At 30.2% G+C, this 16292-nt stretch carries 10 protein-coding genes; all 10 read left to right on the forward strand.

Annotation, left to right across the window (positions count from 1 at the left end; translation table 11 throughout):
- Positions 1-443 precede the first annotated feature (443 nt).
- The gene (locus GC105_RS10990; protein ID WP_152804704.1) at positions 444-2126 is read left to right on the forward strand and encodes a GspE/PulE family protein; all 1683 of its coding nucleotides are present in this window, start codon (positions 444-446) and stop codon (positions 2124-2126) included.
- 16 nt (positions 2127-2142) lie between these two features.
- A complete protein-coding gene (locus GC105_RS10995; RefSeq protein ID WP_152804750.1) occupies positions 2143-3213 on the forward strand; it encodes a type IV pilus twitching motility protein PilT in 1071 nt (356 codons plus the stop codon).
- A 15-nt stretch (positions 3214-3228) separates the two neighbouring features.
- Positions 3229-4440, forward strand: a complete 1212-nt coding sequence (locus GC105_RS11000) for a type II secretion system F family protein (RefSeq protein ID WP_193708387.1) — start codon at positions 3229-3231, stop codon at positions 4438-4440.
- A 90-nt stretch (positions 4441-4530) separates the two neighbouring features.
- Positions 4531-4896: a type II secretion system protein gene (locus GC105_RS11005; RefSeq protein WP_152804707.1), complete on the forward strand. Its 366-nt coding sequence runs from the start codon at positions 4531-4533 to the stop codon at positions 4894-4896.
- A 506-nt stretch (positions 4897-5402) separates the two neighbouring features.
- Positions 5403-5690 (forward strand): DUF2325 domain-containing protein, encoded by a 288-nt coding sequence (locus tag GC105_RS11010; RefSeq protein WP_152804709.1) that lies wholly within the window; start codon positions 5403-5405, stop codon positions 5688-5690.
- Positions 5691-6072: 382 nt separating this feature from the next.
- Positions 6073-8073: an Eco57I restriction-modification methylase domain-containing protein gene (locus GC105_RS11015; protein WP_193708388.1), complete on the forward strand. Its 2001-nt coding sequence runs from the start codon at positions 6073-6075 to the stop codon at positions 8071-8073.
- A 77-nt stretch (positions 8074-8150) separates the two neighbouring features.
- Positions 8151-9470, forward strand: a complete 1320-nt coding sequence (locus GC105_RS11020) for a replication-associated recombination protein A (protein WP_152804713.1) — start codon at positions 8151-8153, stop codon at positions 9468-9470.
- Between the two features lie 64 nt (positions 9471-9534).
- Positions 9535-12462 carry an insulinase family protein gene (locus GC105_RS11025; protein ID WP_152804715.1) on the forward strand — a complete coding sequence of 976 codons (2928 nt, stop codon included), beginning with the start codon at positions 9535-9537 and terminating at the stop codon, positions 12460-12462.
- Positions 12463-12532: 70 nt separating this feature from the next.
- Positions 12533-13840, forward strand: coding sequence for a D-alanyl-D-alanine carboxypeptidase family protein (locus GC105_RS11030; RefSeq protein ID WP_152804717.1), 1308 nt, complete (start codon positions 12533-12535; stop codon positions 13838-13840).
- 23 nt (positions 13841-13863) lie between these two features.
- A complete protein-coding gene (locus tag GC105_RS11035; protein WP_152804719.1) occupies positions 13864-16257 on the forward strand; it encodes a U32 family peptidase in 2394 nt (797 codons plus the stop codon).
- Positions 16258-16292: the final 35 nt, after the last annotated feature.

The following is a 16292-nucleotide window of genomic DNA, read 5'->3' on the forward strand; positions in this document are numbered from 1 at the left end:
GAATCAGCAGATTGGCTCGCAGAATTCATATAATTTTCTGTGCTTGCACAAGAAAATAGTATGAATTCTATGAGCAAGTGCCAACGACCGAAGCAGCAAGGCTGCTGAGGTAAAATCTGCAGCAGATTGGCTCGCAGAATTCATATAATTTTCTGTGCTTGCACAAGAAAATAGTATGAATTCTATGAGCAAGTGCCAACGACCGAAGCAGCAAGGCTGCTGAGGTAAAATCTGCAGCAGATTGTTCGCAGAAGTCATATGGTTTTCCGTGCTTGCACGAGAAAAACAAATGACTTCTATGAACGAGTGCCAACGACTGAGACCGCAAAGCGGTCGAAGTAATCTGCGTAGGATAAAGTAGACTGCTAAGTGCGACTACTCAAATATATGATATAATATAACCAGTTAAGTAACATTTATTAATGTTACGGATAGGAGAATACATGAGAAACTCTAAGAGAATTGGTGATTTATTAATAACTAGTAATAAGATTAATCAAGAACAATTATCTAAGGCTATTTCAATTCAAGCAGTGTCTAAAAAAAAGATAGGTGAAATACTCTTAGAACAAGGTTACATTGAGGAAGAAGATATTATAGAAACTCTACAAAGGCAAATAGGAATTCAACGTGTAGATTTTGATAATGTTTACGTAGATAAAGATGCAGTTAAGTCACTACCATACATATTGGCAAAAAAACACATAACTGTACCTCTATATTATGATAATAGGGCTAATTTAGTAGTGGCTATTAATGACCCACTAGATATTATTGCTCTTGATAATTTAAAGTTGGTCACCAAAAAAAATATTATTCCATTAATAGCTACCAAAAATGAAATCATTCATCTTATAGAAAAATTTTATAATTCTGATGATGCTGAGAAAGCAGTAGAAGAATTTAACAAATCTCAAACAAGTATAGAAATTGAAGACAAAGAGAACCAAGATGAAATAAGCAATGCGCCAGTAGTTAGGTTAGTAAATAATATAATAGAAACTGGAGTTCGAGATGGCGCAAGTGATATCCATATAGAACCTTTTGAAGAAAGAATAAGAGTTCGTATGAGAGTTGATGGCAGACTTGTTGAAATGATGAAACTAGATATAAGAACTCATAATGCTATCGTAAGTAGAATTAAAATTTTAAGTGACTTGAATATTGCAGAGAGAAGACTTCCACAAGATGGCGCAGTTTTAATGAAAGTTGAAAATAGGGACATTGACTTCCGTGTATCAATACTACCTACAATTTATGGAGAAAAAGTAGTTATTCGTATATTAGATAAAGGAAAATTCAAATTAGATATAAGAGAATTAGGATTTACAGATTATGAGATGAATAGGGTCAAAGAATTCATAGCTGCTCCACATGGTATTATTTTAATCACAGGACCTACTGGAAGTGGTAAAACTACTACTCTTTATACTATTTTAAAAGAATTAAATAAAATGCAGGATAATATAATTACCGTTGAAAATCCAGTAGAATTAAAACTAGATGGAATCAACCAAGTTCAAGTAAATGCTAAAACAGGACTTACATTCTTATCAGGTTTGAGATCTATATTAAGACAAGATCCAGATGTTATTATGATAGGTGAAATTAGAGATGTTGAAACATCTGAAATAGCTATAAGAGCTGCGATTACAGGACATTTAGTACTCAGTACAATACATACTAATGATGCTGTGTCAACGATCAATCGTTTACTAGATATGGGCATAGCTCCATACTTAGTGTCCTCTTCTATATTAGGTATCATTTCCCAAAGGCTAGTGAGGCAATTATGTCCAAAATGCAAATCCAGCTACTTAGGAACAATAGAAGAAAAAGAAATTTTAGGCATACCCCTAGACGATGAGATAATTTTGTACAAGCCAAAAGGTTGTGCGATTTGCAGTAATGTGGGATATAAAGGGCGAATAGGTGTCCACGAAGTGGTAAAAATAAACAAAGAGTTAAGAGAAGGAATTATGCAAGGTTTAAGTTATGATCGACTAAATCAAATTGCAAGGAAGAGTGGAATGGTATCACTATTAGAAAATTCAAAAGAATTAATACTTAAAGGGAGTACTACTATAGAAGAAATATTAGAGATTGCATTCTTAAGTGAATCATAAAAATAATAGTGAAAGGATGTTAGAGTTGAAAGAAAATTTATTTGCCCTTCTTGAAGAAACTACAAAAAGAGGTGCCTCTGATTTACATATTACTGTAGGAGTACCTCCTATAATACGAGTTAATGGAAATTTAGAAGCTTTATCAGATGAAAACTATTCTGTAGAGGATACAAAGGCAGTAGTAAGTTCTATAATGAGCAAAGACCAATTAAAAACTTTAGATGAGAAAGGTCAAGTTGATTATTCATATTCCATTCATGGGAAAGGAAGATTTAGAGTAAATGCATATAAGCAAAGAGGTAGTTACTCTATGGCATGTAGGTTAGTAGGATCAGAAATACCTTCATTACAAGAGTTGCATTTGCCGAATATTATTCATAGTCTAACACAAATAAGTAAAGGTTTAGTTCTTATTACAGGGCCTACAGGAAGTGGCAAGACGACTACTCTTGCTTCCATGATAGATATTATAAATCATGAAAGAAGTTGCCATATACTTACGTTAGAAGACCCCATTGAGTATCTTCATAAACACAATAAAAGTATGGTTAATCAAAGGGAGATAGGATATGACACTATGGATTATGGAGCTGGTCTTCGGGCGGCACTTAGACAGGATCCAGATGTAATCCTAATAGGAGAGATGAGGGACCTAGAAACAATATCCATTGCATTAACTGCTGCAGAAACAGGGCATTTAGTCTTTTCTACTCTTCATACTGTAGGGAGCGCTAAGACTATTGATAGAATTATAGATGTTTTTCCACCTCATCAACAGCAACAAGTACGAGTACAATTATCTACTGTATTACAAGGAGTCATATCACAACAACTGATTCCAAGACAAGATCAAAAAGGTCGTATAGTGGCTCTAGAAGTAATGCTTGCAAATCCAGCCATTAGAAATTTAATAAGAGAAGGTAAAACCCATCAAATAAATTCTATTATTCAGATGAGCAGTAAGCTAGGTATGACATCTATGGATTCATCTTTAACAGAGTTACTAAGTTTAGGTAAAATATCTAAGGAAAATGCACTTTTTTATAGTTTGGATCAAGAAATTATGAGAAATAAATTAGCATGGTAGAGAGGTGGAATGACTTTGATCACATATGAATATATAGCTAAAGATAAGAACGGTAAGACTATAAAAGGAACTCATAGTGCAGAGTCTAGGGAAGAAGTATTAAACTTTATACGCGGCAAACAATTTTTCCCTCTTAAAATAGATGAACAAAAAGCTTCGTGGAATTTTGATGTAAATCTAGATATTGTATTAAAAGTGAAAGTCAGGGATCTTGCCTTGTTTTGTAGACAGTTTGCTACAACTCTTCGTTCAGGGATTACAGTTGTAGATAGTATAAGTATACTGCGTAAACAATCCTCGAGCAAGAAATTATCACAGACCCTAAATATGGTATATGATGAGATACTAAAAGGCAACTCTTTATCTGCATCTATGGCAATGGAGCCTAAAGTTTTTCCATTCTTACTCATCAATATGGTTGAGACTGGCGAAGTGAGTGGTAATTTAGATAATGTAATGGATGACATGGCAAAGCACTTTGAAAAAGAATATAAATTACATCAAAAAGTGAAGGGTGCTCTTACTTACCCTATAGTTGTGTCCATAGTATCTGTGGTAGTAGTAGTACTATTGCTAACCTTTGTTATGCCTACGTTTGTAAAAATGTTTGATTCCTTTGGAGCTGAGCTGCCTGGGGCAACTAAATTATTAATGACTATCAGTGATAGCATTAAAAACCATTGGTTAATATACTTACTTGTCATTTCCATTAGCTATTATTCATTAAACAAGTATATAAAGACATCTTCTGGAAAACTTACGTACCACAAATTTCTCCTTAAGATGCCCATATTTGGTCAATTGAATAATAAAATTATTATGGAGAGATTTGCTAGTACTATTTCAGTACTCCTATCTAGCGGTGTGGATATTCTACAGGCAGTAGAAATAGTGGAGAGAGTGGTAGGTAATGAACATATTAAAAAAAGTTTGGTACAAGTCCGTGATGGGGTAAGAAAAGGTTTTGGATTTGGGAAAACTATGGAGGCTACTGGAAGTTTTCCACCTTTAGTTTACCAAATGGTAGACGTAGGGGAGAATTCAGGGACTTTAGATTTCGTATTGCAAAAAGTAGCTGATTTCTACGAGTCCGAAGTAGAGACTACAATAGGTCAGTTAACTACATTAATAGAACCCTTAATTATTGTAGTATTAGGAGGTATTGTCGGATTTATAGTAATAGCAATGGTTTTACCTATATTTGACTTATATAATGTAATAGGGTAGTATTTATATTTTACCTATTATAATTAATTGATATTTACTGTAGACTTATGTATAATTGATGTAGTTATTGTAGAAAAAGGGGATGGAATTATGCTTAAGTTAAGAAGTAAGTTGATTAAGAAGAATGAAAAAGGCTTTACTCTTGTTGAATTAATTGTTGTAATTGCAATATTAGGAATATTGGCAGCTATAGCTGTACCAAGAGTTACTGGATCACTTGAAAAAAGCAAGTTGAGTACTCATATTGCCAATATACGAAGTATAGAAAGTGCTATGGTACTTTATGAAGCAGAAGAGGGTAAAAAACCAGCTAATAATGCAGCACTAGTTGATTATATTGAAATGCCAACTTCACCGGGTACATACACTGTAGCAGATGGAGTACTTACAGCAAGCCCTAGTAAAGTAAATACTCAAAAGGCTATAGAAGACGGTTCAGAGGTAACGTGGCCTTAATAAAGGTTTATTGAACACTATAATAATAATTAAAGAGTGGAATACGCTCTTCAAGTTAGAAAACCACCTCTATAGAGATTTATCTTTGTAGAGGTGGTTCTTGTATTATGTTTGACTTTGAGTAGATGGGGGTATAATAGTAATAACAAGGTAATGGAAATTAAAGAGCAAGACTTTGAGAGATTATTAAATCTAACAAGACAGTAAGCAAAAAAATCATAGAAAAAGAAATAGGAAGCAAATGATTGTTTTACAGATAATTTTAAAAATGCAATAGCTCATTAATTGACCAAACCTTGAAATACATTTAATTAAGGAAGGATGTGGTTAGATGGCAAATAATAATATGATATAGGGAACGAAATTCATAGATTGTTATGATTTCGTTCCTTATATCTTTTTTGAATAAATTTGGAATTTACCTTGACACGATCTAATATAAGTTGTACAATACATATAAAGCAAATGATAATGATTATCATTATCATTACGAAAGGACGGTTTATATGAGTATTATATTAGTTGGTGGTCACGACAGGTTGCACGATACATATAAAGGTGTTGGGTCAAAGAGAGGACATAAAATGAAAGTATATACACAGATGCCTCCCAAGTTTGAAAAGAACATAGGTAGTCCAGATGGAATAGTATTATTTACTAGCACTGTTTCTCATAAGATGGTAGGAATAGCAGTAAAGGAAGCTAAAAGAAAAGGGATACCTGTTATACGATGTCATAATAGTAGTGCTGGTTCTTTAGAAAAATCTATCATGGAATTAGAAGGATCTAAGTGAGATGAAAGTTATGTTATTATTGAGCTTTAATGATCGATATGCGCTTAAGCATTAAAGTAAGAGCAAAAGTGATCTGGATAAGATTAGTAACACTACATTTTAATATTAACTATAGAAGTACATATTTGTAATATTTAATATGTGCTTTTTTATTATCGCGAAGTAATGAGCCAAGTGGCTGCTTGCAGACATTTGGCGACTACCGCGTAACCGCGAGAAACTCGCAAAGCGTGTTTCTTGTGGTTATGGCTAAGAAACTTTTTTGTGGTAAACAATTATGAATTAAAAGACTAGAGTTATATAGTTGATTTTTACACAAGTAATCTATATGATTAGTTATAATTAATTAGTTTAACTACTAATGAATTATTGGAGGAAAGATTTGAAGAGTATATTTAAAGAAGTTAGTGATTTACATAAAAAACTTAATCTAATCACAGAAGAAACTTATGGAATAATATGTATTATAAAAATTGTATTATTAAAGTTCCTTATAGATAATGAGTATATAAAATGTATTAATAAAGAGATAAAAGAATATTTTACTATTAATAGGATAATAAAAAGTTGGTATGGTGAGGAAATTGATTATTACCAGGAAGAAAACTCTGAGCTTTGTGAGTATTCGTGGAAAGTTATATTAGATTATATAGAATGTGGTTCATCACTTAAAGGTTTAAATAGTAATATTATTGGGTTTGTATATGAATATCTAAATACATTAACAATAAAAAAGAAAAAAGGGTTATTTTATACGCCAAAAGAAATTATTGACCACATGATAGATTTACTAGATATAGATAAGGGAAAAAAATTTACAGTTATTGATCCAGCCTCTGGTTGTGGCTTTTTTCTAAGTGAAATTTATGATTCTATAATCGAAAATCAAGGAGATTTAAGTTCCAAAGATAGATTTTATTACCATAGGAAAATTATTGAGTGTCAATTGTATGGTATTGAAAAAGATCGCTTGGCTTCTTTAATTGCTAGGCTGGTATTAACTCTGAAACATCCAATTTTTATCCCAGTTTTAAATATAATTAACGAAGATGCATTAATTAATAACATTAATAAATTAGAGGATATTCGCTTTGATTATGTAATTGGTAATCCTCCATACATAGGGCATAAGTTGTTAGATCGAGACTATTTTATAGAATTAAAGAGAAGATATAAGGAAATTTTCTATGATAAAGCTGATATTTCATTTTGTTTTTTTAAGTTAGGTTTAGATCTACTAAAGAGTGATGGGCAACTAATATATATAACATCTAGATATTTTTTAGAGTCTTTAAGTGGCAAGGGCTTAAGAAAATATATAAATGAAAATTCTAAGATTAATAAAATCATTGACTTTAATGGCAATAGAGTTATTAAAGGTGCGAAAGTAGATTTGGCAATTTTACATCTAACAAATAATACTGAAAATAACAATTCTACACGAGTGTATAAGTTAAGTGAAGATATAAATTATAAAGATTATATTGAGCTATTCCATGAGAATTCTAATTACAGTAGTTTAATCATTAAGCAAAATAATATGAATGATGATGGATGGATATTTATTGATGAATTATCTACGAGTATTTTAAATAAAATACGACAAAATACGAAATTAACATTAGATGATATAGCAAATAGTTATCAAGGGATTATTACAGGACATGATAAGGCGTTTGTACTTGAATGCAAAGATATTCATAAGTTTAATAAGGGTTTACTTCAACCGTGGATTAAAAATACTAATGTTGATAAATATAGTATTCGTAGTAATAATAAATATTTGTTATACACAGATGACATTAAAGACATTAATGAGTTCACCTATGAATTTGAGTACTTAGAACCTTTTATAGAACGTTTGAGTAATAGAAGAGAATGTAAAAATGGAGTTAGAAACTGGTATATGCTTCAATGGGGAAGAAATAAGCTAAACTTTAAAAAGCAAAAAATAATTTTTCCATATAAAGCAGCAAATAATAGATTTGCATTAGATAATGAGGGATTCTTTTTTAGTGCTGATATTTACTCTCTTATATTAGAAGATAATACTTTTTATAACTACACATACGAATTTTTAGTATGTTTGTTAAATAGTAAACTTTATGAATTTTACTTTAAGAGTTATGCTAAAAAATTAGGTGGTAAACTATATGAATATTATCCGAATACTATTATGAGATTGAGAATACCGAATATAGATTTCAATATAAATGTTTTATTTAAAGAATATTATGATAAAATTATGTATTGGAAACTATTTGGTAATATTGAGAAAGTAGATATAATACAAGGCGAGGTTAATAAGTATATATATGATTTTTTTGGTTTAAGTGAAGAAGAAAGAACTAAAATTGATATAAGTATAAAAAATCAACAATAGATTAGTAAAAACAACTTTCGAAAAATAATTGATTATAATATTTGAAATTCATTTGAAATTCAAAGGAGGTGAATGAAATGCAACAGAATTTTTTTGATAAAAATATAGACGATACTATGAAAAGAGAAGCTCCACTATCAGTAAGAATGAGACCGCATTCGTTAGAGGAGTTCTTTGGACAAGATCATTTAGTTGGTATAGGCAAATTACTTTATCGTTCAATTCAAGCAGATAAAATTACTTCGTTAATACTGTATGGACCTCCAGGAACAGGGAAAACTACCTTAGCAAAAATAATTGCACATAAAACTAAATCAATATTTAGTCAAATCAATGCAGTTACTTCAGGCATCAAAGATATTAGGGAAGTAATTGATAAAGCAAGAGAAAATTTAGGCTTGTATAATAAGAGAACTATACTTTTTATCGATGAGATTCATCGTTTTAATAAATCACAGCAGGATGCTTTACTACCTGCAGTAGAAGAAGGTATTGTAGTTTTAATAGGTGCAACTACAGAGAATCCATATTTTGAAGTAAACTCTCCATTAATTTCAAGATCTAGAGTTTTTCAATTAAACAAGTTATCAGTAAAAGATATTCAACATATCATAGAAAATGCACTAAAAGATAAAACTCGGGGACTAGGAAGTTTACCAGTAGAGATTACAACTAGTGGAATAGAACAATTATCACTATTAAGTGAAGGTGATGCAAGAAGTGCCTTAAATGCCCTTGAATTAGCTGTGCTTACCACAACTCAAGATGAAAATGGAAAAATTCTTATTACTACAGAAATAATAGAAGAGTGTATTCAAAAAAAAGCGGTATACTACGATAAAAAAGGTGATAATCATTATGATACTATTTCTGCTTTTATAAAAAGCATTAGAGGTTCAGATCCCGATGGAGCTATCTACTGGATGGCTAAGATGATAGCAGGAGGTGAAGATCCGAAATTTATAGCGAGAAGGTTAGTTATTTCAGCATCAGAGGATATAGGAAATGCGGATCCACAAGCTTTAACTATTGCAGTAGCTGCTTTTAAAGCAGTAGAAATTATTGGTCTACCAGAAGCTCGAATAAATCTTGCTCAAGCAGTCACCTATTTAGCATCTGCGCCAAAGAGTAATGCTTCATATACAGCTATAGATAAGGCTTTAGACGATGTAACTACGAAACGATTAGGCGATGTGCCGATCCATTTAAAAGATAGTCATTATAAAGGTGCAAAAGAACTAGGAAACGGAAAAGGTTACAAGTACCCTCATAGTTATGAAGGGAATTATACAAAACAGGATTATTTACCAGAAAAAATGGTAAATATAAAGTATTATGAACCAACAGAAAATGGATATGAAAAGAAGATTAAAGAAAGACTTAGTAAGTTGAAATAAGGGGTAAATTTGTTATAGCTATACTATATACTAAGCAACATCCGAAAATTAAAGGAGTGGTTACATGAATTTTAAAATTGGTGAGATTTATAATGGATTTAAATTAATTGAAACTAAGGAAGTAAAAGAAATTAATTCACTTACTCTTCTCTTTGAACACAGTAAGACAGGAGCAAAATTGTTTTATATCTCTAATGACGATAATAACAAAGTATTCTCTATTTCTTTTAGAACACCTCCTCAGGATAGTACTGGTTTGCCACATATTTTAGAGCATTCAGTATTATGTGGATCAGATAAATATCCAATCAAAGAACCCTTTGTAGAACTGATTAAAGGCTCATTAAATACATTTTTGAATGCTATGACATTCCCAGATAAAACTATGTATCCTATTGCCAGCATGAACGAGAAGGATTTTATAAACTTAATGGACGTATACTTAGATGCTGTATTCCACCCAAGAATATACACTGACAAAGGTATATTTTTACAAGAGGGATGGCATTACCACTTAGAAAATAAGGAAGATGATATAGAATATGTTGGTGTAGTATATAATGAAATGAAGGGTGCATTTTCTAATCCAGAGGAAGTAGTCAATAGAAAAATTCAAGAATCTCTTTTTCCTGATACTCCTTATGGCAAAGAATCTGGAGGAGATCCTGAATTTATTATAGATTTAACTTACGAAGATTTTATTGATTTTCATAAAAAATACTATCATCCATCAAATAGTTATATTTATCTTTATGGTGATGGAGATATATTAGAACAACTTGCTTTTTTAAATGATAATTATTTAGAAGATTATGACGAAATAAATATGGACTCATCCATACCTATTCAAGAGAGCTTTAATGAGCCTAAAGAGTGTGAATACTTTTACCCAATTTCTAACAAGGAGTCGTTAAAGGAAAAAACTTATCTCACTATGAACTTCGTTACAGGTACATCAACTGATGCACAGACTCATCTTGGGATGGAGATACTTACACATATATTGTTAAACTCTCCATCAGCTCCTCTTAAAAAAGCCTTATTAGATGCACAATTAGGCAAAGATGTAGTAGGTTCTTTTGATGGAGGTATCCTCCAACCAGTTATTAGCATTATGATTAAAAACTCAGAAGAAGGTAAAAAAAATCAGCTAAAAGATATTGTAATTAATACTTTAAAATCGTTAGTAAAGGATGGTATTGATCAAGAGCAAATAAAAGCTGCTATTAATATAACAGAGTTTAGACTAAGAGAGGCAGATTATGGTTCATATCCAAAAGGTCTTATATATGGAATTAACATTATGGATAGTTGGTTATATGATGCAGATCCAACAATGCATTTAGAATATGAGGAGTATATTTCTAATATTAGAGATGAGTTAGAAAACAACTATTTTGAAAAAATAATTCAAAAGTATTTAATTGATAATAATCATTGTAGTTTGTTGATTGTAAAACCGGAACAGGGATTAGTTGATAAAAATGACGACGAAATTGCTGAGAAATTAAAATCCTATAAAGAAACACTTAAAGAGAAAGATCTAGATAATTTGATACAAGAGACAAAAGATTTAATAAAAAATCAAAACACACCAGATAAAGAAGAAGATATTATAAAAATACCAGTGTTACCTATTGAAGATATTGTTAAGGAAAGTGAAGTTTTACCGTTAGAATTACGTAAGTATAAGGAAAATGAAGTACTGTATCATAATATTAATACAAATGGTATTGTATATGCTGATTTGTTATTTAGCATTAATAATATAAAACAAGAGTTAATTCCTTATATTGCATTATTGGCTAGATATCTTGGGGAAGTTAGTACTGAAAAGTACTCATTTGAACAGTTGACTAATGAAATTGAGATAAATACTGGTGGAATAGACTACGATATTGATGTATACGGTGATATAAAGGACTTAGAAAGTTATAGCCCTAAGTTTATTGTAAAAGGTAGAGTTCTCAATAGCAATATAGAGAAGATGTTTGAACTCTTTAAAGAAATATTATGCAATAGTAAGTACGATGAAAAACAAAGACTAAAAGAGATTATCCAAAGCTCTAAGGCTAAAACAGAGATGACATTTTTAAGTGTAGGCCATAAAATTGTAGCGAATAGAGTACACTCTTATTATTCTAATTCAGCTAAATTTTTAGAGTATATAAATGGTATAGAGTATTACAATTTCATTAAGAATTTAGAGAAAAATTTTGAGAATCAGTATGAAGAGATATTCTCTAGTATGGAACAAGCAAGCAAGCTTTTATTTAACAAGAAAAATATGATTATAAGTTTAACCAGTGAAGAGGATGGTTATAAAGTATTTGATGAAAAATTTAATATTCTATATGATAATTTATACAATGACAGTATAAACCAGAATATCTTTAAATTTGACCTTAATAAGTTAAATGAAGGATTAATGACCTCAAGTAAAGTACAATACGTTGGCAAAGCCTTTAATATTCAAAAATTAGATTATAAATATAGTGGAGTTCTACAAGTTCTAAAGACAATTATTAGTACTGACTACCTATGGAACAAGGTAAGAGTTCAAGGTGGTGCATATGGCGCATTCTTTAGTATTGGTAGAGCAGGATCATTATTTATTGGTTCTTATAGAGATCCAAATTTAAAAAATACTGTAAATACAATTAATAGAGCATATGAGTACGTGGAAAATTTTAAGACATCAAAGAGAGAAATGAATAAGTATATAATCGGTACCATAAGTAACTTTGATGTACCTATGACTCCCTGGACCAAGGGTAACTTAGCCACAGGAAATTATCTAAGAAATATTACACAAGAAGATATCCAAAGAGAAAGAGATGAAATGCTAGGTTGTAATGTAGAAGACATTGTGAATTCATCAAAAATTATAAAAGATTGTATTGATGAAAACTACCTATGCGTACTAGGAAATGATAAAAAAATCAAAGGAGATAAAGATCTCTTTGAAAATCTAATAGATTTATTTGAATAGCATGTAAAACATTATGATTTAGATATGGGTCGCTGTAGGCAGCGACCCATACGATTGTTGAGGTAATAAAATGAATAAAAAAATTAGAATTATAATACTTATTATGTTGTTATTACTAAATAGTACAGCCTACGCTAATAATCTGAATTTTGCAGATGATAGAGGAATACTATTATTTGAAGAAAAGAGTGATACGGTTTTATATGAACAAAACTCTGAAATTAGATTCTATCCTGCGAGTACTACAAAGATTATGACTGCCTTATTAGTAATTGAAAACATGAATTTAGATGATAAAATAACTGTTGGCAATGAAGTGACGCTAATATCTGCAGATAGTAGTAAGGCTGGAATAAAGCAAGGAGAAGTATTAACCGTCAAAGAATTACTGTATGGATTGTTAATTGCATCTGGAAATGACATTGCAAATACCCTTGCTACTAATGTAGGTCAAAAAATTGGAAATGTTAATAATACGGTAGATTCAATAGATTATTTTGTAAGTATGATGAACGAACGAGCCTATAGTCTAGAGACAAAGGACACAAACTTTGTTAATCCTCACGGACTACATGATGAAAATCAATACAGTACTCCTTCAGATATGCTTATAATTACTAGAGAGTTATTAAAACACGAAGAAATAAAAGAAATTGTTAGTACAGTTAAGTATCCACTAGTAACGAAAACGTCAAACTATTTATGGGTCAATACAAATGTATTATTACATAAAAATTGGGATGATGTTCCTTATATAAGTAGGCAAGGAAAAAATCAATATTACAGCCAACAAGTAAATGGAATAAAGACAGGATTTACAAATCCAGCAGGTAGATGTATTATTTTTTCTGCAAACAAAAATAAAATGGAACTTTTAGGATTAATATATCATAGTACATATGATGATATATGGCAAGAAAGTATTGATTTAATGAATTTTGCTACTGAAACCTATTCATATATAAATATTATTGAAAATAATAAAGAAATAGATAGTTTTAAAATATCAAATCCCAGGGATATAGAACACAATAGTATATCAATTATTACAAAGAAAGATATACCTTACTTATTATACGCTGAGGATAAAAATAATATTGAACAGATAGTTAGTTATGATGAGGAAATATTCTATGAAGTTGAAGATAGGATTTATAAGCTAAAGAGAAATATTAAGGAAAATGAAAAAGTTGGACAGGTCACATATTCTTTAGATGATAAAATAATAGCTAAGAGTGAAATATATACAGCTAATTCTATTGAAAAAATAAGTTTTTTAGATTTATTTTATCATTGGCAATTTCTATTATTGTGTTTTGTTTTATTATGTTTAATTATTCGAATATATAGAGTTAAAAGAAAGAGAAGAAAAAAATAAAAATTACGTTAGGTGTAGATAAATTGAAAATACCAGAATTATTGGCCCCTGTAGGCCATATGGAAGCTTTAAAAGCAGCTGTTTTTGCAGGTGCAGATGCTGTGTACCTTGGTGGCAAGGAATTTAATGCCAGAATGAATGCAGACAATTTTTCAAGAGAGGAATTAATTGAAGCAGTAAAGTACTGTCATATATTTGAAGTAAACATATATATTACTATTAATATTCTATTAAAAGACAAGGAAATTAAACAAGTTATAGATTATATTTACTTTTTATATGATATTGGCGTAGATGCACTAATTATACAAGATTTAGGCTTATTCTTTCTTTTAAACAAAATCTTCAAAGAACTTCCTATTCATAGTAGTACACAGATGTTTGTGCATAGCCTGTATGGTGTTAAATTATTAGAAGAATTAGGATTTGAAAGAATAGTATTGGCTAGAGAATTGACTGCAAACGAAGTTAAATATATCGTAGATCATACAAATAAGGAAATTAAGATATTTAATCATGGTGCTATGTGTTTATGTTATTCTGGACAATGTTTAATGAGCTCTATGATAGGTGGAAGAAGTGGTAATCGAGGATGTTGTGCACAACCTTGTAGAAAAACTTATGAACTATGGAGTGAAAACAATCAAATTGACAAAGGACATTTGTTAAGTCCTAAAGATTTAAATACTTTAGATAGAGTATCAAGTTTAATTAATACAGGTGCACATTCTTTAAAAATAGAAGGTCGTAAGAAAAGTGCTGAGTATGTATACACTGTAGTTTCTGCATACAGGAAACTGATCGATGCTAGTTATATTGGTGATAAGGTAAGTTTATCAGCTAGAGAGTTGCTGGATGTTGAACAGGTCTTTAATAGAAAATTTACTAGTGGATACTTATTTACAGAGAAACTTACACAAGAAGAATTAATAATTAAAGATAATCCTAGAAAAAGGGGAGTATTAGTAGGTGAAGTAATAAGTATAAAGGGAAATATGTCGTGTATTAAACTAACTAACCATATTACTTTAGGTGATGGATTATTAGTTTTGGGTAAAAATACTGAATATGGAGAAACTTTAAACGAATTATATGATGAATATGGTAAAGAAATAGAACATGGATCTACTGGCGAAAAGGTTATTGTTTCTTTAAGAAAAAGTGTTCATAATGGAGATAAAGTATATAAGACATCAGATAGTACAATTACTAGTAATCTAAAAGAATTACTGAACAAAGAATTTCCTAGAATTATCCCTATTAAAATGAATGTATCTTTAAGAATAGGCGAAGTCATCAAGGCTCAAGCACAATGGAAAGAAAATAGATTCGAGTTTAGTGGTACTAAGATAGTTGAAAAGGCAAAGAACAAACCTTTGGAAATTAAAAGAATTCAAGATCAGTTTTCCAAGCTTGGAAATACACCTTTTAAACTGTCAGAAATTTCAGTTGAGCTTGATGAAAATGCTATCGTCTCAATTTCAGAACTAAATGAAGTAAGAAGAGCATTAATTGAAAAAATAACTGATAAGATAATTAAAGTTGATCGACCAATTATCGAAGTAAAAAATATATCACAAGCACTAGAAATAAAGCCTATTATCAAAAGTGTGTTAAAGAATAAATTGGTAGTTAACACCTCCAGAATTGATTTGTTGCCATATATAGCAGGTTCTAATGCAGATGAAATTATCTTTGGAGGAGATATTGAATTTGACATAATTTTGTATGCAAAAGCAGTAGAAATTTGCAAAAAACATAATAAAAGTATAATGTTATCATTCCCTAGTGTTACTAGAAATAAATATATTGAAAATTTATTAAAATATATTAAACAGATTAAATGTATAGAACCTAATGGAGTTTTAATAGGTAATTACGAAATATTATCTATCTTTAGGAAAACAGGTTTAAGGCTTGAATCTGACTACAAGTTTAATGCTTTTAATAGATTCGCACTATTACAATTAGAGGAGTTAGGTTTTGAGTCTGCTTATTTGCCATTAGAATTAAATCAAAATGAGATAAATATTATTGTAAAAAATAGAAATATAGATATAGGACTTTGTGTTCATGGAAATACTGAATTGATGGTTACTGAATATAGTTTGTTAAAGGAACCAGGGAAAATTGGTTATTTAAAAGATAAATTAGAATTTCAGTTCCCAGTCTATACAGATTTCATGAATAGAACTCATATATATAACGGTAAGAAACTTAGTTTATACGATGAGATTGATAAAATAGAGAATGTTAGTAAGTATAGAATTGATATAACTACCGAAGAAGTGGATGAAGTACTATATACTATAGAGGGCTATAGTGACAGGCTAAGAGCTAACTATAAAAATTATGAAGGATTAACTACTAAAAATTCAAATATAACCAAAGGTCATTATAAACGAGGAGTACTTTAGCTTTCCTTTTAAGATAGGAAAGTTTGACTAGCTCG

Source organism: Alkalibaculum sporogenes, assembly GCF_009362815.1.
GTDB classification, from domain to species: Bacteria; Bacillota; Clostridia; order Eubacteriales; family Alkalibacteraceae; genus Alkalibaculum_A; species Alkalibaculum_A sporogenes.